Here is a 24669-nt window from a genome sequence, read left to right on the forward strand (position 1 = left end):
AAAAATAAAACCAAAAAGCACAAGGAGGAGTTTACCTTGAAACTAGGCGTATTTATGGTATTGTTCGGAGGACGCAAGCTGGAGGATGCGCTCGATTACGTCGCTTCCAAAGGACTGAAAGCGGTTGAGATCGGAACGGGAGGGAACCCCGGCAAAGCGCATTGCAATCCGGCGGAGCTGCTTGAAAACGAAGCGAAGCTGAAAGAATTCAAGCATGCGGTGGAATCCCGCGGCCTGACGATCAGCGCGCTCAGCTGCCACGGCAACCCGCTCCACCCGCAGAAACATTTGGCGCAGGCGGACCACGAGGATTTCGTCAATTCCGTGAAGCTCGCCGAAAAGCTCGGCGTTGAGGTCGTCAACACGTTCTCCGGCTGTCCGGGCGATCATGAAAACGCCAAATACCCGAACTGGCCGGTCGCTCCGTGGCCGAACGACTACCAGGAAATTTTGGCATGGCAGTGGGAAAACAAAGTAATTCCGTATTGGACGGAGCAAGCGAAATTTGCGGCCGACCATCACGTGAAAATCGGTTTGGAGCTGCACGGGGGCTTCTCGGTGCACACGCCGGCAACGCTGCTCCGCCTGCGCGAAGCGGCCGGAGAGGCGATCGGCGCCAACCTTGATCCGAGCCATATGTGGTGGCAGGGCATCGATCCGGTTCAAGCGATTCATATTTTGGGCCGTGCAGGAGCTATCCACCATTTCCATGCGAAGGATACCGTGATCGATCCGATTAACGTCAACCGTTACGGTTTAACGGATATGCAGCCGTACACGAACATGCTGGAGCGCGCATGGCAGTTCCGCAGCGTAGGCTACGGCCACGACGTAAAAACATGGGCCGACATCATCAGCGCGCTGCGCCTGGTCGGTTATGACTACGTGGTCAGCATCGAACATGAGGACGGCCTGATGTCCATCGAGGAAGGCTTCTCGAAAGCGGTGGCCAACCTGCAGCAAGTTCTGATCGAAGAGTCGCTTGGCGACATGTGGTGGGTATAAATAAGGGGGATCGGCATGATTAACGTAACGATATGGAACGAATTCGTACACGAGAACAAGGACGCAGCCGTCAAAGCCGTTTATCCGAACGGCATCCACACGGCATTGTCCCAAGGCATTCAGCACGATGATTTTAATATCAGAACCGCGACGCTGGATGAGCCGGAACACGGCTTGACCGAAGAAACGCTGAACCAAACGGACGTTTTGATTTGGTGGGGGCATGTAGCCCATGACCGGGTAAGCGACGAGGTCGTGGCGCGGGTCAAGCAGCGCGTTTTGGACGGCATGGGATTGATCGTGCTCCATTCCGGCCATTTTTCCAAACCGTTCAAAGCTTTGATGGGCACGTCCTGCGATTTGAAATGGCGCGAAGCGGAGGAGCAGGAAATCATCTGGAACGTCAACCCGTCCCATCCGATCGCCGAAGGCATCGGCGAAAAGATCATCCTGGATCACGAAGAAATGTACGGGGAGTTTTTCGACATCCCGACGCCGGATGAGATCGTGTTCATCAGCAATTTCGAAGGCGGGGAAGTATTCAGAAGCGGGTGCACCTTCCGCCGCGGACGCGGGAAAATTTTCTACTTCCGTCCCGGCCATGAGACGCATCCGACCTATTTCCATCCCGGGGTTTTAAAAGTGATCGCCAACGGCGTCAGATGGGCTTGCCCGGCTCCCGGCGAGAAGCTGCAGTTTGGGCATGCTCCCCAGCCGGTAAGGAAATTCGCAAAAGGATCTGCGGTATAACCTGGTTATTGCGCCTTTTTGGCGGTCCTAAAGGAAACGGCGGCAGCGGATGCCGCCGTTTTTTGCTTTGCCGTGGGCGGATTTCGGATACGTTCCGGAAGGATTTACAGGGCAGGATTCGGCTTCGGTGAGTTTTCTTTTTTTATCGAATGTGGTAAAATTGAAACAAACTAACTTAATGTAAGCTTTCATGAGACATTAACTGTTTGCATGGATCCTGTAAAGAGGTGAAAAACATGAAGGATCAGGATTACGGTATGTGCCCTCGGTTCGAAACGGCCTTTTCCGTATTGGGAAAGCGTTGGAACGGGCTTATTATTTACTCGTTGATGAACGGGCCGAAACGGTTCAAGGATATATCGCATATCATACCATCCATGAGCGACAAAATGCTGTCCGAACGCATGAAAGATTTGGAAACCGAGGGCATTTTGGAACGCCATGTCTATCCTGAGACGCCGGTTCGGATTGAATACGAATTGACTGAAAAAGGAAAAGCGCTTCAGCCGGTGATGGACCAAGTCCAGCAATGGGCCGAGCACTGGGTGGAACTTGATGAGCCCCGGTAACGAACCGTGACGTTAAACCTTCCTTCGATCGCAAGGGAGGTTTTTTGCGTTATACGAAAACATGCGAGGGTGGAATGATGCTGCATAAAACTGGTTGTTTTTGCTATTTTTAGGCACAGACTTGCACCTTGCCGCAGGTTCTGTAGTATAATTGGAAATAAACTGCCTTTTCGGCGCTTAAGGAGGCGGATGAAGATGAGAAAAATAGTACTTTCCCAAGAAATCAGGTATGGCCAAGAGGATGTTAACGAACTTGAAAGCGCTTCTATCAAAGTGCGGAAGATTTACGACAAAACGATCTCAATGCTGGCTCAGCATGTACCGGAATCTGTACGAAAGTATTGGGCCTGCCCGAAGCCCGCTCAAGAACCGCTTTCCCCATGCGGAGAAAACAGCAGTCCGGTGTTTCAAAAATGGATTCAAAGCCCGTCCGGATGGAAATGCGTAGGCTGCGAGCGCCATTACGTCGAGCCCGTCGACGCCGCGAAAGAAAAGGAGCATCCGGGCAGACGCGAATACGTCTTCCATAACGGCAGATTGCAAAGCATGATGCTGCAGCTGTTCATCTGGTCGCAATTCGAGGAAATTTCGCTGTTTTATCCCGTTCTCGGCGACGCCCCTTTTTACGATGAAGAAGAGATGGAAACCATCTCGGCTTATTTCGTGCCTACCTATGTCACTTCCCTTCCTTTCGAGCAATCCGGCAAACCTTTCAAAAAGCACAATACCCGCGTGCCCGTTTACCAGGAACTGATTTCCGCGCCGCCGCTGCTCCTCCATCTGGATGGAGAGGTTCTGGAGGGGACGTGGGTGACGGGCGTTTATGTCGACCGCGGCCATTTTCTCGGTTTGGGTCCATATTTGAAAAACTCGGACGGCACAAGAACGTTCATGCAGGCGCTGATCCATTGAGTTTTTGGTCTAAACCTGTCTAATCCCTGTCGAAAACGATCGCTTCATTATGGTAAAATAGAGTTCTCAGGCGAGGACTCTATTTTTGGTTCATAGAGACTGCAGCCGCTGAAGCACCATGCAATGAATAAAAAAAGGTGGTGCCCAAAATGGGGAACAGCTTCAAAAAAGCAATCGCTTTCATCGCTGCCGCCATGGTTTTGCTGGCGGGCTGCGATGGCGTCAAATCCAAGGATGCGGCCGCAGTGGCATCCGGCGAAGGTTTTTCGCCGATATTGATTTCGGAAAAAGACGATTTTTTCTCTCAGGACACGATTCGCGATCTTGAAAAATATTTGGAGCAGGGAGTTACGATCCGGGAAGGCCTGAAAAACAGCGGAATCGTCACCTTTGCGGACGACGGGAGCATCCATTCGATCAGCCAGGTATCGCTTTCGCCCGCCTTCACCTGGGGAATCGAGCTCAACGATAAAAAGCTTGGAAAGGACAAGCTGGATACGGTGCTGAAGGAAAACGACGAGCTCGGCATCTCTATTGAACCGACGGATCCCAAAACGAAAGAGGTCCAATATTCCGTGCTTAAAATCAACGGCGGGACCATCATGCCCTCGATTTCGCATACGTACATCCTGCCGTACGCCGAAAACGAAAACGTGCGGGACATGCTGACAAGCACGGATTTCATCGAACTGACGCTGAACAAGCGCATGGTTCATTCGGTCAAAGGGTACGTCTCCAAAGCGGTGGAAAAATGGGTAATTAAAGTGAACGGCAAGGAATTGACCGAAGACGGTTTTGACATGAGGCTTTCTCCTTTGGACGAAGTGGAAATCAGGCTGGACCGGGTTTAGCGCGGCATCATAGATACGGTATGTCCGGCGCCAAGCCCGGCGTGCGGCTTTAAACGACAATACGAACGGGAGCGTACGGAAAATGCTGATGAACGAAAAAATCAAAGCGTCGGAAGTGGAACTGACGGGACTACACGGAGAGGATCTCGGAGTCATGCCGACCGCGGAAGCGTTGGCGTTGGCCAAAAAGCTGAAGGTTGACCTGGTTTGCACCTCGCTGATGAGCAGTCCCCCGCCGTGCCGGCTCATCGGGGCGGGAGACGCCAAAAGGGAAAAGCAGCAGGCGAAAGCGGCGGAACGAGGCATGAAGGTAAAAGAGATCCGGCTGACGCCGCAAATCGAGGAGCATGATTATGAAACGAAACGGCGCCAGGCGGAGAAGATATTGCAGTCCGGCGACGCCGTTTTGCTTGTCGTTCGAATCAAAGGCAAGGAAGGAACCGCCGCCAAAGAACTGCTTGAGCGGCTGGCAAAGGATTTGAGCCATGCAGGGCATCGGACGTCGGGAATCCAGCTTAGCGGGAAACAGGCTTCGGTGCAGCTCAATCCGTAAGAACGGTTCATTTTTAATTAATTTTTCAAGTCCCGCCAGCCGTCAAAGTCATGAATGGCGATGCCGGCGTAGGCCGGATTGTCTTTAAGCATGTCCTGAAGCTCGGCCATTTGATTATACATGACCTCGGCCCCTTCCTGGTAAAAGGTAATGAAATCCCCTTCGAGGCTTGGCTTCGTTTCTACGGCGGCCATGGCGGCTTTGCCGAGGTCTGCCGCAGCCTTCAGCGTGCTTTGGGCGATGTCGTTGATCCCTTTGGCCGTATTGCGGTAAGACATGACCGTAACCGAATCGAATTGGCCGATCATAAACCGGTTAAGGGCCGTTTTGCCGTCGGAGGAGGTATAATTGCCGAGCCAGAACGGGATGTCGGCCGACAACGGCAGCCCCATGCGATCGGCTTCGTTTCGAAGGTAGCGGACGTTGCTTTCCCACTGGCGTATGACATCGGGCAGGTCTTCTTTCCACTCCGGGAGCAAATGGGGTTCGATGTCGACGTGAATGCCGTGGAACGTTTCGTTTTCGCCTGCCGCTTGCTGGTAGCTTTTTACCCAGTTCAGAAAACCGGCAATTTCTTGCCGATTCGACGTGAGACCCCATCTTGGGGCGCCGTTCAGCGCATCCACCTCAATGCCCAGAGCCGCCGACTGCTTAATAAAGCTTTTATAATAGGCCACGGGGATGTCGGCATTGATTTGCAAATAGACAAGGTTTACCTCATGCCGGGTCAGAAACGTCAGAACCTCCTGCGGATCCCGCCGGATCCATTCGGTTTTCCACAGCCACGTGGCTTTTTGGTCATGCGGGGCCGCGGCGGTTTTGGGAGCCGGTGCCGGTTGGGGCGCAGCCGCTCCTTCCTCCGTGCCGGAAACCATGGTGCCGACAAAGGCGATAATCGTCAATATGCGCTGAATCCATTTTGATGCCATATTCTCTGCACTCCTTATACGATCTATACGATCCATGATCCATTATGCCCTTGTCGTTTGCGGCGAAATGGGTTGTTGGTCTTATGGATCAACACGGGCGGGCCGGATGCCGGTCCTTGTTTCGGGCAGCTGCCGGGACTGTGTCCGCCTGGCGGTGAACGATGATCGAATGATATTTTAGGAATAATTGCGCAATGAAAATAAGACCAAAGAAATGCGCAACATCATGTTCATCGGTTCTCTATTCCGAAAGTTTTATAGGACTTTAGAATCAAAAGAGGTCTTTTTGGCTTCGTAATATGACATATTTAGGTATTTTGGAATGATGGGATTGGAAATAAGGGGTGGATTACAAAATTTGTCAGGGGCATAGGTCTTATTGCATGCTAAAAAACCTCCGTTGGCCGATATGCGGTCCTGGAGGTTTTTTTGGCTTTATGGCTTTATGGCGACGGGAATCGGTGAAGCCGGCCGGCGGCTTAAATACGGCAAATCTCTTTCGGACACATCTCGCAATGGCAAACGTCCTGCAGCATTTCAAGGTTTTTAATGACGATGAGGCCGTTTTCGTATTCGATGGCGCCCTTTTTGCGGAGATCGCCAAGCAGCCGGTTTACGCTTTCGCGCGTCGAGCCGATCATGTTGGACAAATCCGTGTGGGTAATTTTTTTGTTGATCAAAATGTCATCGCCGTGTTCCTCGCCGTACGTATTGCTAAGCCGGATCAGCGTCGAGCAGAGGGCACCCGGCTTGCCGTACAACATCAGGTCGCGGAACTTGGTCTGGGTCAGCCGGTGATGGACGCCCATCCATTTCATGAAATCGATCGCGAAATCGCAATGCTGGCAGATCAGCACTTCGAGGTCTTTATGGTCGATGACGCCGACGACGCTTTCTTCCATCACTTCGGCGGTATAACTTTGCTTATGGCTGAAAAAGGGATCGGCATGGCCAACGATGTCACCCGCTTGGTACATGTACAAAATCAGCTCTTTGCCCTCATCGGTGGATTTGGTCAGCTGGATGCGCCCGCTTTTAACGTAAAACAACTTGTCGGAGCTGTCGCCTTCCCAAAACAAATGGGATCCTTCGGGCGCGGTCCGGTCTTGCATGATAGCCATCAGGCGCTCCAGGTTTTGTTCGGAGAAGCAGCTTGTATTCCCGCGGGTTTCGATTACGTTCAGTTGGTTGCTCATACTCGTTATCCCCTCTATCTCTTTAATTTTTAAAATAAATTTTAAGTAAATTATAACCTGAAAAAAATGGTTTTTGGGGACTTTGAAGACCGAAAAAGTGTCGAAATTCCGAATTTGTGATTATTTTCACTTTTGTGTGAGAAAGATCATCTCCGGACGGTTCCAATTTTGTTATGATCAGGCCAGAGATAGGATTTCAAAATAAACTGGAAGGATGAGAGACATGGCTGTAAAAAAAGAACCCGCTGCAGAACAAAAACAGCAGTCGCCGGAAGCGTACATCCAGAACTTGATCGACAAAGCGAACGAGGCGCAAAGGAAGTTCATGGACATGACGCAGGAGCAGGTGGACGGGATCGTTCAGGCGATGGCCCTGGCCGGGCTTGATCAGCATATGCGGTTGGCCAGGATGGCCGTCGACGAGACCGGCAGAGGCGTATATGAAGACAAAATCACCAAAAACATGTTTTCCACCGAATATATCTATCACAGCATCAAATATGAAAAAACGGTAGGCGTCATCGAAGACAATCCGTACGAAAGCTACCAAAAAATCGCCGAACCCGTCGGCATCATCATGGGGATCACCCCGGTGACCAACCCGACGTCCACGACGATGTTCAAAGCGTTGATTTCGATCAAAACCCGCAACCCGATCATTTTCGGCTTCCATCCATCGGCGCAGCAGTGCAGCCGCGAGGCGGCCAAAATCATGCTGGAGGCGGCGGTGAAGCACGGGGCTCCGGCCGATTGCATCCAGTGGATCGAAGAGCCGAACATGGAAAAAACGAATGCGCTGATGAACCACCCCGACGTGGCGCTCATTTTGGCGACGGGAGGATCGGGCATGGTGCGCGCCGCTTACAGCTGCGGAAAACCTGCTCTTGGCGTCGGTCCGGGCAACGTGCCTTGCTTCATCGAAAAATCGGCGGACATCGATCAGGCGGTGACCGACCTCATTTTGTCCAAATCGTTCGACAACGGGATGATTTGCGCTTCGGAGCAGGCGGTCATCATCGAGGAGCCGATCTTCGAGGCGGTCAAAAAGAAAATGACGGCGAACGGCTGCTACTTCGTCAATAAGGAAGAAACCGCCAAGCTGACGGCAGGCGCCATCAACCTGGAAAAATGCGCGGTCAACCCGGCCATCGTCGGCCAATCCGCGGTGAAGATCGCGGAAATATGCGGTTTCAGCGTGCCGGCGGGAACCAAAATTTTGGTGGCCGAAATCGAAGGCGTCGGTCCGAAGTATCCGCTGTCCGCGGAAAAGCTCAGTCCGGTGCTGGCCTGTTATAAAGTAAAAAACGCGGCCGAAGGCATCCAGCGTGCGGCGGAGGTCGTCGGGTTCGGCGGCATGGGACACTCGTCGGTCATTCACTCGCATAACGAGGAAGTGATATCGGCGTTCGCGGACCGGCTGCAGACCGGGCGGATCATCGTCAATTCGCCGTCGACCCACGGGGCGATCGGGGACATTTACAACACGAACCTGCCTTCATTGACGCTGGGCTGCGGTTCGTACGGCCGGAATTCGACGTCTTCGAACGTAACCGCGGTCAATCTCATCAACATCAAAAGGGTGGCGCGCCGTACCGTGAATATGCAATGGTTCAAAGTACCCGACAAGATTTATTTTGAAAAAGGAGCGACGCAATATTTGGCCAAAATGCCGGACATCAGCCGGATCGCGATCGTGACCGACGAAATGATGGTGAAGCTGGGGTATGTCGAAAGGGTCGAATATTTCCTGCGCCAGCGCCAAAATCCGGTCGTCATCGAAGTGTTTTCGGAAGTGGAGCCCGACCCTTCGACGACCACGGTGGACAGGGGCACCGACATGATGAGACGGTTCCAGCCGGACTGCATCATTGCGCTTGGCGGGGGCTCGCCGATGGATGCGGCCAAAGCGATGTGGCTGTTCTACGAATATCCGGATACGGACTTTTCGAACCTGAAGCAGAAGTTTATGGACATCCGCAAACGGATCTACAAATATCCGCGCCTCGGGAAAAAAGCCAAATTCGTTGCCATTCCGACGACCTCGGGCACGGGCTCGGAAGTCACCTCGTTTGCCGTCATAACGGACAAAAACCAAGGCAATACGAAATACCCGCTTGCGGATTATGAATTGACGCCGGACGTCGCGATCGTCGATCCGGAGTTTGTCTACACGCTGCCGAAACGGGCGGTGGCCGATACGGGGATGGACGTGCTCACGCATGCGATCGAAGCCTATGTATCGGTCATGGCCAGCGATTATACGGACGGACTGGCGATCAAAGCGATCCAGCTCGTGTTCCAATACTTGGAGAAGTCGGCGCTGACCGGGGACAAAATTGCCCGCGAAAAGATGCATAACGCTTCGACGCTGGCCGGAATGGCCTTTGCCAATGCGTTCCTTGGCATCAACCACAGCCTTGCGCATAAATGGGGCGGCGAATACCATACGGCGCACGGCCGGACCAACGCGATCCTGATGCCGCACGTGATCCGTTACAACGCGAAAAAGCCAAGCAAGTTCGCTTCGTTCCCGAAATATTCGCATTTCGTCGCCGACGAGCGGTATGCGGAAATCGCGCGCATTTTGGGATTGCCTGCCCGCACGACGGAGGAAGGCGTAAACAGCCTGATTCTGGCCATACGGAAATTGAACAAGGCGCTTGGCATTGAGGAATCGTTCCAGGAGCTCGGATTTGACGCCAAAGAATTCGAAGCAAAAGTCGATTACTTGGCGGACCGCGCTTTCGAGGATCAATGCACGACGGCGAATCCGAAGCTGCCGCTCGTATCGGAGCTGGCGGACATTTACCGGAACGCGTTTTACGGTCGGTTCGAGGAGTAGGCATTCGGTACATGACGGCTGCGACAATGTGATCTATGTCACAGCCGTTTTGGCGGAAGTTTCTTAAACTGGACTTGTAAAGGAAAACGCCGCATCGATGAAAGATCACAAGCAAGAACGCAGCAAGAGCCAATGATAAGCAGCAGCATAAAGCAAAAATTAGCAAGATCACGCCATATAAGTGAATGAAATCACAAGTAGCACGACGCATCGATGCGGCGGATCATATCCTGAAAAACGGAGGGATTCCAATGTCTGTTCTGGAACAAGACGTACAAACCATGCAGCCGGGCTGGCGCGGGTTCAAAAAAGGAAATTGGATGAACAAAGTCAACGTCAACGACTTTATCGAGCGTAATATCATCCCCTACCTGGGAGACGAAGATTTTTTGGCCGGGCCGACGCAGAATACGACGGAGCTGTGGAAAATCGTATCCGATTTGACCAAGAAGGAAAGGGAAAACGGCGGCGTGCTGGATGTGGACGTTCATACGCCTTCGACGATTTTGTCCCATGGGCCGGGATATTTGGACAAAGAAAAGGAACAGATCGTCGGCGTTCAAACCGACGCCCCGTTCAAGCGGTCCATCCAGCCGTTCGGCGGCATCCGCATGATGGTCGATGCATGCGAGGCTTACGGTTTCGAGCTTCCCCAAGAATTGATCGACATCTTTACGAATATCCGCAAAACGCATAACCAGGGCGTCTTTGACGCTTACACGACGGAGATGCGCGCGGCGCGCAAAGCGGGAATCATTACCGGCCTGCCCGATGCTTACGGCCGCGGCCGGATTATCGGCGACTATCGCCGCGTCGCCTTGTACGGCGTCGATTTCCTCATCCAGCAGAAAAAACGGGAGCTGCTCGAGCTTGAAGTCGATGCCATGGAGGAGGACGTCATTCGCCTGCGCGAGGAATTGTCCGAGCAAATCCGCGCGCTCGGCGAACTGAAGCAAATGGCCGGAATGCACGGCTACGACATCTCCAAGCCGGCGCAAAACGCCAAGGAAGCTTTCCAATGGCTATATTTCGGTTATTTGGCGGCCATCAAAGAGCAAAACGGCGCCGCGATGTCGCTGGGACGCGTTTCCTCGTTCCTCGACATCTACATCGAACGCGATCTGGCAGAAGGCACGCTGACGGAAACAGAGGCGCAGGAGCTTGTCGACCATTTTGTCATGAAGCTTCGGATCGTCAAGTTTCTGCGGACACCGGACTACAACGAGCTGTTCAGCGGCGATCCGACCTGGGTGACGGAGTCGATCGGCGGGATGTCGGTAAACGGGCAAACCCGGGTGACGAAAAACAGCTTCCGCTTCCTGCATACGCTGTACAATTTGGGACCGGCGCCGGAACCGAACCTGACGGTGTTGTGGTCGGAAAAACTTCCGGAGGCCTTCAAGAAATATTGCGCGAAGGTATCGATCGAGACGAGCTCGATCCAATACGAAAACGATGATTTGATGCGCCCGATTTACGGCGACGACTACGGGATCGCCTGCTGCGTGTCCGCGATGCGGATCGGCAAGCAAATGCAGTTTTTCGGAGCCCGCGCAAACCTGGCAAAATGTTTGCTGTACGCCATTAACGGCGGGATCGACGAAAAATCCGGCGCGCAGGTCGGACCCGAATATCCGGCGATTACGTCCGAGGTGCTGTCGTATGACGAAGTGGTCAAACGGCTGAAGCCGATGATGGAATGGTTGGCGAAGCTGTACATGAACTCGCTGAACGTCATCCATTACATGCATGACAAATACTGCTACGAACGCATCGAGATGGCGCTGCATGACCGCGACATCCTTCGCACGATGGCCTGCGGCATCGCCGGGCTGTCCGTAGCGGCCGATTCGCTGAGCGCGATCAAACACGCCAAAGTGAGACCGGTCCGCAATGAACGGGGCATTGCCGTCGATTTCGAGATCGAAGGCGAATATCCATGCTACGGCAACAACGACGATCGGGTGGACGGCATCGCCGTTTGGCTGGTGGAAACGTTCATGGGCATGATCCGCAAGCATAAAGCGTACCGGAACGCGCTGCCGACCCAATCGGTCCTGACGATCACCTCGAACGTCGTGTACGGCAAAAAAACGGGCACGACGCCGGACGGACGCAAGGCGGGCGAGCCGTTTGCGCCGGGCGCCAATCCGATGCACGGACGCGACAAGAAAGGGGCGCTCGCTTCCCTCAGCTCGGTAGCCAAACTCCCGTATGAGGACAGCCTCGACGGCATCTCCAATACGTTTTCGATCGTGCCGAAAGCGCTCGGCAAAGAGCCCGAGGTCCGCAAGTCGAACCTGGTATCGATGCTGGACGGATATTTCGGCAGCAAAGCGCATCATCTGAACGTCAACGTATTCGACCGCGAGCAGCTCATGGACGCGATGGAGCATCCGGAGAACTATCCGCAACTGACGATTCGCGTATCGGGTTACGCCGTCAACTTCGTGAAGCTGACGCGCGAGCAGCAGCTCGACGTCATTAACCGTACGTTCCACGGCTCCATGTAAACCGGGGTACGGGTTCTCCCGTGCCGAACCGGACATCAAGCGGATGCGGAAAGGATGACTTCATATGATCAAAGGGCATGTACACTCCATGGAAACCTTCGGAACCGTCGACGGGCCGGGCATCCGCTTTGTCCTTTTCATGCAGGGCTGCCTGCTGAAATGCCGGTACTGCCATAACCCGGATACCTGGGCGCTGGACGGCGGCAAAGAGATGACGGTCGAGGAAGTGCTGGCCGAAATCGAACCTTATTTGCCGTATTACCGGGCATCCGGGGGCGGCCTTACCGTTTCGGGCGGCGAGCCTACGTTGCAGTCGCATTTTGTGGCGGAGCTGTTCGAGGAGGCGAAAAGACGCTGGAACCTGCACACGGCGCTCGACAGCAACGGCTTTAACGAAGCGGAGCGGATTCATCGGCTGCTGGACGCGACGGACCTGGTGCTGCTGGACATCAAGCACATCGACGACGCCGAGCATATCAAGCTGACGGGGAAATCCAACGAACGGACGCTGCAGACGGCGAAATGGCTGTCGGAGCATGGGCGCAAAATGTGGATCCGGCACGTGTACGTGCCGGGCATCCATGACCGCGAGGAACACCTGGTCGACCTCGGCCGGTTCATCGGGACGCTCCGGGGCGTCGAAAAATTCGAAATTCTTCCCTACCACCAGATGGGCGTCTACAAATGGGAGGCGCTTGGCAAAACCTACCCTTTGGAAGGCGTTCCGAGCCCTGCCGAAGAAGAGGTGCAGCGCGCGTACCGTTTGATAGAAGCCGGGCGCAAACAAACCGAATCCGCATAAGCGAATCGCCTGAAGAGCTCTTTTCTGCATAAGAAAAGGGCTCTTGGTTTGTCTGCGGAACCTTGGGAGGCTGCCGTTTTTGCAAATTTCCGAAATAGTAGAGATTTTTATCCCCAAAATAGCAGATTGTTGCACTAACGTTGATGTATACTCATTCTTATAATGAGAATGTGAGATTTAAGGGGGATCAACGATGAAGGTCAAGAGAAGCTTGATTCTTTTGATATCGCTGTGCTTCGCTGCTTCATTATGGCTGACAGCCTGTGAGAACCAAAGCGCGCCCAACCATGAAAACGCATCCAATGCAAAAGGGGCCAATGCCGCAGAGAAAAAGGCCGAACCCTTCGATTTGACGCTCCGTCACACCCAGGTCGGCAAAGATAAAGAGAAACGGTTTGCCATCCTGAACGACGTAGTCAAAAAGGTGGAGGCCGAGGTCGACGGGCTGACGTTCAGATTGGACGGCGTCGATTCCGACGTAAACCGCAAAGAAAAACTCCGCGGTGAGATGGCGGCGGGCAATCCTCCCGATATTTTCGACCTGTTCGGCAGCCCGGATTCCGTCATGTACGCCAAGCAGGGGAAGCTGCTGGATTTGACGCCGATCATCGAGGAACTGGGCATCAAGGACAAATTTTCTTCATTAGATGCATTTACATACGAGGGGAAAGTGTACGGGCTGCCGATCGGCGGCTCGGGCGAAGGGTTTTATTACAACAAGGAATATTTCGAGAAAAAAGGCTGGAAACCGCCGGCGACGTTTGCGGAGTTCGAGAACATGCTGGCTGAAATCAAAGCCGACGGCAAGGTCCCGATTGCCGCGGCCTCGAAAGCCGGCTGGATTCCGCTCATGATCACCAACCATTTATGGTCGCGTTACGCCGGCCCGGACATTACCGCCAAGTTTGCCACCGGCGAAGCCGCATGGACCGACCCGAACGTCGTCAAGGCTTTCGCCAAGCATAAGGAATGGAAAGACAAAGGCTACTTTACCGAAGGCGAGCTCGGGTTGGAATATCCGGAATATACGGCCCAGTTTACGAGCGGCAAAGCGATCCTGATGTACGACGGCACGTGGAAATCATCCGTGTTCAAGCAGGGGGAATCCGGTGCTTCCATGTTCGGCAAAGTAGGATTTTTTAACATGCCGCCGGTCGAGGGGGGCGTCGGGGACCAGACCTCGCTGATGCTGAATTTCAACAACGGTTACGGCTTTTCGGCCGCGGTCGCCAAGGATCCCCGCAAAATCGCGGCGGTCAAATCCTTCATTAAAAACATGTTCAACGAGGATATGCAGATCCGCGGACTGGTCGAAGACGGCGTGCTGCCGGCGATGAAGCTGGATGCCTCGGTACTCGCCTCGAGCATTAACGACGGCCTCATGAAGGAGATCGTCGACGTGATCGAGAAAGCGGATACGAAATTTCCGGCCTTCGATGCCCTGGTTCAGGCGGACGTGACGTCGGAGATCAGCAACGTCCAAATCCAGAAGCTGATCAGCGGCCAGACGACGCCGGAAAAAATGGCCGAGGCGCTGCAGAAAGTGCAGGACGAAGCCAATAGGGCGGCCGATTCCGCCAAATAGCAGCGAAGGCTGCCGGAGATAACGAGCTGTGCGGACGGTTAGCAAGCCAAGGCGTTTTTGCATGCAGGGCCATGCGCTTAATAACGGATTTTGCAAAATGTCGAGAATGGAAGAGTGCCCATGAATTTGCGCAACAAGTTGTTTACGGCATTTGTCGTGCTCATCATCGTGCCCGTATGCATTTTGGGCGTCGTCACGTATATCGTGTCGTCGCATTCGATCGAAGAAAAATACAGCCGCCAGACCGAATATTCGCTGAAATCGATCAGCTACAGCATCGGGACCGTCCTGAGGCAGATGGACAACGTGACGGATAACGGCATCGCCACCTCCGTTTTCCATATGGCGCTTGCCGCCAAGGACCCGTCCAAGCAGGATTTGAACGAAGAGCAGCTCAGCCTGAACAACAGCCAGCGGAATTTTCGCAATTTGCTGTATAACCATCCGGCGATCAGTTACGCCTTTCTGTACAACCTGCGCGGCGCGGTCGTATCGGTGTTCACCAAAGAAAACTTTAAGACCATGCCTTTCGAGGATTTCAAAAAACAGCCTCTGTACCAGGAAGTCATGGATCTGAACGGCGTGCCGAAATGGATCGCCCCGCATGAATATCCCGTGCTCACGGGCACCGAACCGGTATTCACGCAAATCCGGCTGGTCAAGGAGCTGAGCTATTTCAAAAACATCGGCATCCTCGTCGTGCAAATCAAAAACTGGGATATCGAATCGATTTTCCGCAACTTGTCCCCGACGCAAAACATGCAGTCCACCCAGTTTATGCTCGTCAACGACGACGGCCTGATTTTGTACGACCCGAACAAAACGCTGGAAGGCAAACGGATTTCCTCCGTCATGAAAAAGGCGGTGCATTTCGGATCCGGGTACCAGAGCTTCAAAACCGATTTCGACAACGAAAAAAGCATCGTTTCGATTTACCATATGGAGGATTACTCCTGGAACGTGGTCGCGGTAACCTCCTGGGCGTCGCTGTCCAAGGAAACGCTCGTTTTTGCCCAATGGTTTATCGGGATCACCCTGCTGTGCCTGCTGGCGGCCATTACGTTCAACATGGTGTTCATGAGAAGGATTACCGGCTCCATCGGCGTTATCGTCCGTTTCATGCGGAAGGTGGAGGGCGGCGATTTTAACGTGCAGGTGGAGGACCGGGGCAAGGACGAGCTGCATATTTTAGCCAAAGGCTTCAACGACCTGGTCGGCCAGATCAACAGCCTGTTCAAGCAGATCAAAACCGAGCAGAAGCAGAAAACCGAAGCCGAGCTGCGCGTGCTTCAGGCCCAGATCAAGCCGCATTTCCTGTTTAACACGCTCGAGTCGATCAACGTGCTGGCGATCCAGAACGAAGGCGTCAAAGTGAGCGAGATGGTGCACAGGCTCGGCAATATTTTGCGGATCAGCATCCAGGACAAGGAGGAAATTCCGCTTGACCAGGAAATCGAGCATTTGCGCAGCTATTTGGAGATCCAGAAGTTCCGGTTCGACGACCTGTTCGATTACGAGCTGGACATCCCGCCGGAGCTGGGCCGGCGTAGCGTGCTGAAGCTGACCCTTCAGCCGCTCGTCGAAAACTGTATCCAACATGGCTTTGAAGGGATCGGTTACAAGGGGCATATCCATGTGTCGTGCTGGACGGACCGGGGCCGCTTCATTTTGCAGGTGCAGGACAACGGAATCGGCATGAGTCCGGAGCAGCTTCGCAAATTCGTCTACATGAAGACGGACAAGGAAGAGGAATCCGGCCGCAACAAAGTGGAAGACAGACATATAAATGAGGAACGGAGGGGGCTGGGCGTGCGGAGCGTGGCCGACCGGATCCGGATCCATTACGGGGAGTACTACGGATTGTTTATTTGTTCTTCGCTTTTGACGGGGACGATCATTCAATGTGTTTTGCCTGATGCCGAATGGAGGGATAAAAATGATCCTTAACGTAATGCTTGTCGATGACGAGGCTCCGATCCTCAACAATTTAAAACGCATCATTCCGTGGAAGGACATGAACATGCAGGTGCTGACCGCCCGGAGCGGCAAGGAAGCCTTGGAGTTGTTCGACATTCATAACCCGGACATTATTTTGTGCGACATCCGCATGCCGGTCATGGACGGCCTGACATTGATCGGGGAGCTTCGGGAACGGGGTTCGAACGCGGAAATCATTTTGCTGACAGGCTACCAGGAGTTTGAATACGCCAGGGCGGGCATCAAATACAAGGTGCGCGATTACATTTGCAAGCCGATCCACTATAAGGAACTCGAAAACACGATCCGCGCGGTCGGGGAACAAATCGTCCATCAGCGGCTGAAGGATCCTTTTCAGCAAACGGTGTCCCGCATCGGGGAGGCGGAAGGGCAGCAGACCGCCAGAAAAAATCCGCAGCAGCTTATGGCGGAGGCCGTTGCTTATATCGCGAGCAGGCTGGATACGGATTTGGGCATCGAGGAGCTTGCCGGGCATCTGGGAATCAGCTGCAGTTATTTCAGCCTTTTGTTCAAAAACCATCTGGGGATGACCTTCGTGGAATACGTCACCGGGAAGCGCATCGAAGCCGCGAAATATTTGCTGCTCCACAGCGATAAAAGCATCACGCAAATCGGCGTCGGCATCGGTTACCACGAGCGGCGGTATTTTACGAAGGTGTTTCAGCGGCATACCGGCATGACCCCGTCGGAATTCCGCGATCAAGCGAGAAGTATCCCTGTAAGCTGATTTCCGTTATGATAGAAATGTTGGAAAAGCAAGCCCTATTTTTAAGTTGATAAGGAAGTGCATAGAAAAATGGATCTTTCGAACATGACACTGGAGCAAAAAATCGGCCAAATGTTCATTTGCGGATTTCATTCATTGGTGCCGGACGACCAGATCAAGAAACTGATTCAGGAATACCATCTGGGAGGCGTCATTTATTTCCGCCGCAATATCGGCGACCCCGAACAAGTGGCCGGACTTTCGGCTTCGCTGCAAAAGCTGGCTGCGGATCAAGGGGATTTGCCGCTGTGGATCGCCATCGATCAGGAAGGCGGCATGGTGGCGCGGATCGACCATAAAAAAATGAGCCGGATTCCGGGCAATATGTCCCTGGGCGCTACCGGCAATCCGGCATACAGCTATGAGGTGTCGAAGATCAGCGCCGAGGAGCTGCTTCAGGTCGGCATCAACATGAACTTCGCGCCATGCCTCGACGTCAACAACAACCCGCATAACCCGGTGATCGGGGTCCGGTCGTTCGGGGAAGACGCCGACCGGGTCGCCGAACATGGGGCGGCCGTCATCAAGGCGTTCCAGGAGAAGGGGCTGTCCGCAGCCGCAAAACATTTTCCGGGGCATGGCGATACGAACGTGGACAGCCATATGGGCTTGGCTACCGTCGAGCATAACCTGGACCGCCTGCAGCAGGTTGAGCTGAAGCCGTTCATCGAGGCGATCCGCGGCGGCGTCGACGTCATCATGACTGCCCACGTCATTTTCCCGGCCATCGAGCCGGAACGGATCCCTGCCACATTGTCGAGATCGGTGCTGACCGGGCTGCTGCGCGAGGATTTGGCCTACGACGGCATCATCGTGACCGATTGCCTTGAAATGCACGCGATCGCCAAGTTTTTCGGCATCGGGGAAGGAGCGGTCAAAGCGGTGGAAGCCGGCGCGGACGTCGTCCTGGTCAGCCATACGCTCAGCGATCAGATCGAAGCGATCGAAGCGGTTAAACAAGCCGTCTTGTCGGGAAGAATCAGCGAAAAAACGATCGACAACGCCGTTGCCCGCATTTTGGCGCTGAAATCCAAACGGCTGGCGAACCTGAAAACCCCGGACGAGCCGCCGGTATTCCGCGAAAGGCATGAGAAACCCGAGGTGGATCGCCTGCTAAAGGAGGTTTCCCTGAAGAGCGTGACGCTCGTCAAGGACCAGGGGCAGCTGCCGCTTCAACCCGAAACGCCCGTGTTGGTCATCTGGCCCGAATTGCGTTCCGAAACGCAGGTCGACGAGCCGTGGACGGAGTTTGTCACCCTTGGGGATGCGCTGTCCGGCCATGTGGAGCAGGTTCAGGAAATCGTGGTCAGCGCCGAACCGGACGAGGAAGCAATCGAACGGGTGATCTCCGTTGCCGCAGGCTTCAGTCAGGTCGTCCTGGTCACTTATACGGCGGGAAGCGCGCTGCCGGAAGGACAGCGCGTGCTGGCCGAGCGGCTGATGGAGCAAAAGCATGACAAGCTGGTGGCGGCTTCAACCCGGAATCCGTACGATTTGAACGAAATTCCATCCATTCCGGCTTATCTGTGCTGCTACGAAAATACGCCTTATTTCATGGAAGCGTTGGCGGCCGTGCTGGCAGGGAAAAACAAAGCCGAAGGCAAGCTGCCTGTCAGCCTGAGCGTCTTGGGCGCCGTCTAACCATGCACTGAATTGAATCGTCGCAAGGTTTGAAAGCGGGAGATCCCTTTTCGGCGGGAATCCTCCGCTTTTTTTTCTGAACATCAAGATTTTCCGGGGAGAAAAAGCTTGCTAAAACCGTGGGAAAATTCCGTATAAAACAGCCGGTCATGCCCAAAAATTCCACCGATCGACTTTTTTCTTATTTTGCTTGAAAACGGTAAGCAACTTTTTATCGGATACTGCGTCTAATACTATGTCTGTTTGAGGGCGAGATAGAAAAATGGGAGTGTAAAGGAGTCTGTACATGAATTTCAAGAAACTGACAATGATCGCTGTGTTAGCTGCAGCCCAGACCGCGTTGGTCGTTCCGGCCGCGGGTGCGGAAGGTGCGGTCACAGGAACTACGGAAACGATTCAAAACATCACCGCGAATACGGACGCTGCATCAAACGCGAAGCAGGACGGCGCCGCTAACGCAGCAGGAATTGCAGACAATTCCAAAAACGGGGAACCATCAAACAATGCTGCAGGGAAAGACCAGACAGCAACGGGAACAACGAACACCGGAACAACAACGAACACCGGAACGACAGACGGTAACAACGGGAACATAAACCAGAATGACTCCGGCAAAACGGGAGATGTCCAATCCGGGAATTCCCAAACGGATCCGACGTCGCAAGACGGCAGCAAAAATACGCAGGATCAACCGGGAGACGTGAATCCGAACGGCCAAACGAACGGGCAAAACGACGCTTCCGATCCGGGCAAAGACGGAAAATCCGCAGGAACTTCGGTAACCTCCGTTGATCCGCTTCAAGCCGGTTCCGATCAGTTGATCCTGATGATGAACAGCAACAAAATGTACCAAAACGGAAAGCTTTATCTTGCAGGCCAGCCCATGGCGGTCAAAAACGGCGTTTCCTACGTAGCGATCCGGGCGATGGTCGAGCATGCGGGACTCAAGCTTACATATGACAACAAAACCAAAGAAACGATCATTATGAAAGACGGCAAGGAGCTTCGTTTTAAAACGAACAGCAACGTGTACCGCGTCGACGGCGTCTCTACGAAAATGAAAGGCCCGGCTTATCAGCAAAACAACGTGTTCATGGTGCCGCTTACTTCGATCACCCAAGCGCTGAACATTCCTTATACGGTTGACCAGGCCAACAAAAGGGTCATTCTGACGCTTTCGACCAAACCGGTGGCTGCGTTTACCGTTTCGCCTTCGGAAATTTATGCCGGCGAAACGACGGTGACGTACACCACGCAAACGAAGGTTTCGAACGGCCTGGAGATCGTGGACGAACGCTGGGAAGGCAAAGAAGACGTGTTCCAGGAGGCAGGCCCTCACACGATTACGCATTATGTCCAGGATTCCAGCGGACAATGGAGCGATCCGTACACCGTCACCGTAAACGTGGTGAAGCCTAATGAACCGCCTGTAGCGAAATTTACGACCGATAAAGACGAGTACAAAATGGGCGAAAAGGTGACGATCACCGATCTGAGCACCGATGACGAGAACGCGATCGTCAGCCGCGAATGGCTGAACGACCGCAAGGCGTTTTTTACGCCGGGTCCGGTGACCATCCGCCTGACCGTCACCGACAAACACGGTGCGACCAGCGAATTCCAAAAGACGATCAATATCACAAACGAAACGTTGTACACCGAAGATCAATTCAACAAGCTGTTTACGGATGTAGGCGATAAATTTACGTTTGACGGTTCCCAAGTTCCATCGTGGAAAAACCTGCAATACCAGATTTCTTCCGAGCCGTCCACGCTGATCCGCAGCAACAGCCCGGAAACCGTGTACCAGGAAGGGCTTTTGTATCGCGAAACGGGGCTCGGGAACACGCGCTTCATGGTGCACCACGTCAATTCGACCGGAAAAAACATGAAGCTGTACGTCATCGCGACGAATACGAACGCGGATACGGCTGCTCAGCTTACGATTCAGGACTTTGGCATGGGCGGACCGAACCTGTATCCGACGTTGACCGGTAAAGTGTCGACGGAACGTTATTTCCAATCGATGCAGAACCAAACCGCCCGTCAGGTCATCAACCTGGCTCCGGGTGAAAGCAAAGTCGTCATGACCGATATCAGCAAAGTCAAAATGAAGCAGGGGGATACGATTTCGGCGCTTGCCGACGCGTTTAGCGATCTTCCGATCCAATACAGCTTCATCATGATCGACGAAAGCAAAGATCCGCTGCAAACCTTGCCGTATTTGACGAACCTGGAGCGGGATGTTCATAACCGCGGAACGTATCCGGATTCCACGCGTTTGATCCGCTATGACGATCTCGTCGGCGACACGCCGTCGCGCCTCGTTCTTGGCGACAACAGCCAGGATCCGAATCTGACAGGTTTGGACGGCATTTACGGAACGGAAACTTCCAACGCGGGCAACTTCGGCGTATTGTATAAAATTACGGTTAGCCGCGTCGCTCCGCATACCTTGATTACATTGAATCCGCGCGGCGGCTTGTACACGGGCGTCGTGATGGTCAACGGCCAGCCGGTTCAGGTTGCCAAAAACGTATCCGTCAATGCGCCGCATGAAGCGAGCGTGTTGTACCGCACGGGCAACGGCGAGGAAAACGTGGAAATTTGGTACACTGCCGCGCCGGGCAGCAACCTGCCGATCAACCTGCTGTTTACACCGCTGCCTGAAGTCAAACTGCCTTAAGGCGTTGAGATGGGTTCCTTCGCACTAAATCCGATCATTTCAGATTGAATAGAAAACTGCCTTTATATCCGATGATATAGAGGCAGTTTTTGCAATAAGAGGATCTTGTATCCCGTAACCTAAGCAGGATCGTTTTAAAAAAGGTGTGGCGGCTATCAATGAAAGGAACGGGGGGAGGATATATATGAAACGGTTGTTTGTCATGTCCGGCGTGTTGGCCATCGCCTTTTTGTTAACGGCTGCTGCCGTGCGTGCCGACGAACCGGGTCCAAGGAACCAAGCGATCCGGGGAGAAGGGATCGTAACCGTGAAGCTGGTGGGCGGAAAACCCGGGGACGATATGCGGGGAACGACATGGACGAAGGGCGACCCGATCATCGCCAAAATGGCGGAATGGCTTGAACAGGCCAAGCCAATCCCGGGCCAGACGGATTATGGGCGTCACGGTTATCCGATGGCTGCCGAGCTCACGACCGAAAGCCATCAAAGGATGAGGGTCGAGCCGGCGTATGATTGCGTTTCGGTTACGTATCCGGACGGCAGCGGAATCAAAACCTGTACGCCGGCGGAAAACGAAATCGTCATCAGCCGCGGCGAAGAAAAAAGAAGGGCGATTTCCCCGGACATGTTCGAATGGCTCAATAACGGATATAAACATGAAAACCGCTGAAAAGAGATAAAAGCGCATGGCTCCTTTCTTTGCGGACCACACAAAAAGCCTTCCCGGCTTAATGAAACGGGAAGGCTTTCGTTCGTTTTAAAGAGTTCGCTTTTTAAACAAGCTTGTAGTCAGATCGTTGAATTCGGAAGTCGCTTTATTTTAAGAGCTTCTGCTTCGCCACAACAAATAAATGAAAAATGGGGCTCCTACCGCCGAAGTGAACACCCCGACGGGAATATCAAGCGGGGGAACAAGGTTCCGGGCGAGCAGATCGGCGAGAACAACGATCAGGGCGCCGCATAAGGCGCTTGCCGGCAGCAGTGAGCCATAAGAGGAACCGATCAGCTTCCGGGCGATATGGGGCGCCAGCAGCGCAACAAAACCGATCGCCCCGCCGACGGATATGCCTGCCCCCGCCAATCCTACCGCAATGAAAATCAGCATCGTCCGGTCTTTTTCGACGCTGCTTCCAGCTCCGGCCGCGAGGTCGTCGCCAAGCTGAAGCATGTTGATGCGGCGCGAAAACGCCAGGCTTAAAAATCCGAGCGCAATAAACCACGGCAGAAGCATGTTGACGTGTTTCCACGAGCTGCCGTATACGCTGCCCAGCAGCCAGTTAAAGGCTTTCTGCGCGACGTCGGTAGGCCCGGTCACCAAAAGCATGGTCGACAGCGACGAAGCGACGGCGCCGATGCCGACGCCGACAAGGACGAGCATCAGCGGATTGACGCCTTTTTTCCAAGACAGGAAATAGATCAGCAAGGTCGTGAGCGCGGCGCCGGCAAAAGCGGCCGGCGGCAGCCAAAAGACGCTGGCCGAAGGAATCAGCGTAATGATCGCCGTTGCCGCAAGCGAAGCGCCGCTGGTGACCCCCATCACATCGGGGGAAGCAAGCGGGTTGCGGATCAGTCCCTGCGTAATCGCGCCCGACATGGCCAAACATGCGCCGACCATGGCGCCGACCAGCACCCGCGGCAAGCGCAGCTTTTGGACGACGACGACGTCCAGCGCATCGCCCTGTCCGAATATGGCCTGCACGACGGCCCACGGATTCACGTATTTCGTGCCAAAGCCGATGCTTGCGACGAGGGCAAGCAGCAATAGAACGGCCAACCCGGCCAAAACGAAAATCTGCTTTCTGCTGGTCAGAAAGGAAACCCGATTCCCTTTCATCCGGATGGCGATCGGCTCTCTGGATTTGGCGGAACGGCTCATTTTTTTAACAGCCCCTTTCTGGCAGCCTGAATAAAGAACGGAACGCCGATGATGGCGGTCATAACGCCGATCGGAATTTCCCGCGGCATGGCGATGAATCGGGCCGCGATGTCGGCGAGCAGAAGCAATATGCCCCCCATCGCCGCGCTGTAAGGAACCAGCCAGCGGATGTCTCTGCCGACGATCGTTCGCGCGATATGCGGGATGACAAGCCCGAGAAATCCGATCGGGCCGGCCACGGCGACGGAGCTTCCGGCCAGGACGACGATCAGCGCGCCCATCGTAAGCTTCAGCAGCGCGGTTCGCTGCCCCAGGCTTTTGGCGACGTCGTCGCCTAACATAAGCGTGTTGACGGAAGAGCTGATCAACATGGCGACGATCCATGCCGCCAGCATGTAGGGTAGCAGGCTCAGCAAAATGTCGAGGCTTCTGCCCTCCACCGATCCCGACATCCAGAACAACACCTCTTCCATCGCGCGTCCGCTAATGATAAGCATGCCGTTGGTCATGGAGCTGCAAAACGCGGTGATGGCGGCTCCGGCGAGCGTAATTTTGAGCGGGGTAAGCCCCTGTCTGCCGGCAGATCCGAGAACAAAAACGAACAGGCAGCTGACGCCTGCACCCAAAAAAGCGATCCATGTAAACGAAGCAAGCGAGCTTACTCCAAATAAAACGAAGGAAGCGACCACAAATAATGAAGCTCCCGCATTAATGCCGAATATGCCGGAATCGGCCAGCGGATTTTTGGTCAAGGATTGCAGCAAAACCCCGCAAATGCCGAGGCTTCCGCCGACAAACGCCGCAATCAATGCTCTCGGCACCCGGACTTCGCGGACGATGATATGCTCGGTGCTGCCGTTATACGAAGTGAACGCCTCCAGCACCTGCCGCCAGCCCGTGCCGTGCACCCCGAACAAAATGCTTTCCGCGACGCAGAGCAGAAGAATGACGATCCCGGCGACCAGGCCGATCCATTTATATGTAGTTTTTTGCAGCCAAACTGTCTGCAAGGCGTATCCCTCATTCCTGTCAGCCAAAATAAACAACATATAAAAGTGTAAGGGGAGGGGTGAAAGTTGTCAATGAATATCATTCTCAATTAAGGCATGGCACAAGGGGCGACGGTCACAACCTGCCGATTGTTTTATTCTCTTTTGTTGACAAGCTGAAGCGTCTTCGATTAGGATAGATTCGA

19 protein-coding genes are annotated in these 24669 nt (G+C 53.9%); 15 read left to right on the forward strand and 4 right to left on the reverse strand.

Annotation, left to right across the window (positions count from 1 at the left end):
* Positions 1 to 36 precede the first annotated feature (36 nt).
* The 6 genes from GQY55_RS10415 (at position 37) to infC (ending at position 4640) form a co-directional block, all read left to right on the forward strand.
* Positions 37 to 1005, forward strand: coding sequence for a sugar phosphate isomerase/epimerase family protein (locus tag GQY55_RS10415; protein WP_160040987.1), 969 nt, complete (start codon positions 37 to 39; stop codon positions 1003 to 1005).
* A gap of 15 nt (positions 1006 to 1020) precedes the next feature.
* Positions 1021 to 1755 carry a ThuA domain-containing protein gene (locus GQY55_RS10420; RefSeq protein ID WP_160040988.1) on the forward strand — a complete coding sequence of 245 codons (735 nt, stop codon included), beginning with the start codon at positions 1021 to 1023 and terminating at the stop codon, positions 1753 to 1755.
* A gap of 236 nt (positions 1756 to 1991) precedes the next feature.
* Positions 1992 to 2324, forward strand: a complete 333-nt coding sequence (locus GQY55_RS10425; RefSeq protein WP_160040990.1) for a winged helix-turn-helix transcriptional regulator — start codon at positions 1992 to 1994, stop codon at positions 2322 to 2324.
* A 195-nt stretch (positions 2325 to 2519) separates the two neighbouring features.
* Positions 2520 to 3236: a hypothetical protein gene (locus tag GQY55_RS10430; protein ID WP_160040992.1), complete on the forward strand. Its 717-nt coding sequence runs from the start codon at positions 2520 to 2522 to the stop codon at positions 3234 to 3236.
* A gap of 149 nt (positions 3237 to 3385) precedes the next feature.
* Entirely contained in the window at positions 3386 to 4087 is a 702-nt protein-coding gene (locus tag GQY55_RS10435) for a hypothetical protein (protein ID WP_160040994.1), read from the forward strand.
* A gap of 82 nt (positions 4088 to 4169) precedes the next feature.
* Positions 4170 to 4640, forward strand: coding sequence for a translation initiation factor IF-3 (gene infC, locus GQY55_RS10440; RefSeq protein ID WP_160040996.1), 471 nt, complete (start codon positions 4170 to 4172; stop codon positions 4638 to 4640).
* A gap of 17 nt (positions 4641 to 4657) precedes the next feature.
* Here infC and GQY55_RS10445 read toward each other — a convergent pair whose 3' ends face one another.
* The gene (locus tag GQY55_RS10445) at positions 4658 to 5569 is read right to left on the reverse strand and encodes a hypothetical protein (protein WP_160040998.1); all 912 of its coding nucleotides are present in this window, start codon (positions 5567 to 5569) and stop codon (positions 4658 to 4660) included.
* A gap of 479 nt (positions 5570 to 6048) precedes the next feature.
* A complete protein-coding gene (locus GQY55_RS10450) occupies positions 6049 to 6765 on the reverse strand; it encodes a Crp/Fnr family transcriptional regulator (protein ID WP_160041000.1) in 717 nt (238 codons plus the stop codon).
* Positions 6766 to 6988: 223 nt separating this feature from the next.
* On the opposite strand from GQY55_RS10450, the gene adhE reads away from it, so the two are divergent.
* From adhE to GQY55_RS10495, 9 genes are all read left to right on the forward strand, one after another.
* Complete coding sequence (gene adhE, locus GQY55_RS10455) at positions 6989 to 9607, forward strand: bifunctional acetaldehyde-CoA/alcohol dehydrogenase (protein ID WP_160041002.1); 2619 nt, start codon at positions 6989 to 6991, stop codon at positions 9605 to 9607.
* A 251-nt stretch (positions 9608 to 9858) separates the two neighbouring features.
* Positions 9859 to 12120: a formate C-acetyltransferase gene (gene pflB / locus GQY55_RS10460; RefSeq protein WP_160041004.1), complete on the forward strand. Its 2262-nt coding sequence runs from the start codon at positions 9859 to 9861 to the stop codon at positions 12118 to 12120.
* A gap of 64 nt (positions 12121 to 12184) precedes the next feature.
* Positions 12185 to 12922, forward strand: coding sequence for a pyruvate formate-lyase-activating protein (gene pflA / locus GQY55_RS10465; protein ID WP_160041006.1), 738 nt, complete (start codon positions 12185 to 12187; stop codon positions 12920 to 12922).
* Between the two features lie 193 nt (positions 12923 to 13115).
* Positions 13116 to 14507, forward strand: a complete 1392-nt coding sequence (locus tag GQY55_RS10470) for an extracellular solute-binding protein (protein ID WP_160041008.1) — start codon at positions 13116 to 13118, stop codon at positions 14505 to 14507.
* Between the two features lie 120 nt (positions 14508 to 14627).
* Positions 14628 to 16454 (forward strand): cache domain-containing sensor histidine kinase, encoded by a 1827-nt coding sequence (locus tag GQY55_RS10475; protein WP_160041010.1) that lies wholly within the window; start codon positions 14628 to 14630, stop codon positions 16452 to 16454.
* Positions 16444 to 17232: a response regulator transcription factor gene (locus GQY55_RS10480; protein ID WP_306434044.1), complete on the forward strand. Its 789-nt coding sequence runs from the start codon at positions 16444 to 16446 to the stop codon at positions 17230 to 17232. The genes GQY55_RS10475 and GQY55_RS10480 overlap by 11 nt, the downstream gene beginning before the upstream one ends.
* Positions 17233 to 17301: 69 nt before the next feature.
* On the forward strand, positions 17302 to 18912 hold the full coding sequence (locus GQY55_RS10485; protein WP_160041012.1) for a glycoside hydrolase family 3 protein: 1611 nt from the start codon (positions 17302 to 17304) through the stop codon (positions 18910 to 18912).
* A 286-nt stretch (positions 18913 to 19198) separates the two neighbouring features.
* Positions 19199 to 21598, forward strand: a complete 2400-nt coding sequence (locus tag GQY55_RS10490; protein WP_160041014.1) for a copper amine oxidase N-terminal domain-containing protein — start codon at positions 19199 to 19201, stop codon at positions 21596 to 21598.
* A gap of 184 nt (positions 21599 to 21782) precedes the next feature.
* A complete protein-coding gene (locus GQY55_RS10495; protein WP_160041016.1) occupies positions 21783 to 22268 on the forward strand; it encodes a hypothetical protein in 486 nt (161 codons plus the stop codon).
* Positions 22269 to 22418: 150 nt separating this feature from the next.
* Here GQY55_RS10495 and GQY55_RS10500 read toward each other — a convergent pair whose 3' ends face one another.
* Positions 22419 to 23474 (reverse strand): FecCD family ABC transporter permease, encoded by a 1056-nt coding sequence (locus tag GQY55_RS10500; RefSeq protein ID WP_236575529.1) that lies wholly within the window; start codon positions 23472 to 23474, stop codon positions 22419 to 22421.
* Positions 23471 to 24523, reverse strand: coding sequence for a FecCD family ABC transporter permease (locus tag GQY55_RS10505; protein WP_160041018.1), 1053 nt, complete (start codon positions 24521 to 24523; stop codon positions 23471 to 23473). The genes GQY55_RS10500 and GQY55_RS10505 overlap by 4 nt, the downstream gene beginning before the upstream one ends.
* Positions 24524 to 24669: the final 146 nt, after the last annotated feature.

This window comes from Paenibacillus sp. USDA918EY (assembly GCF_009870825.1).
GTDB lineage: Bacteria > Bacillota > Bacilli > Paenibacillales > Paenibacillaceae > Paenibacillus_AQ > Paenibacillus_AQ albilobatus.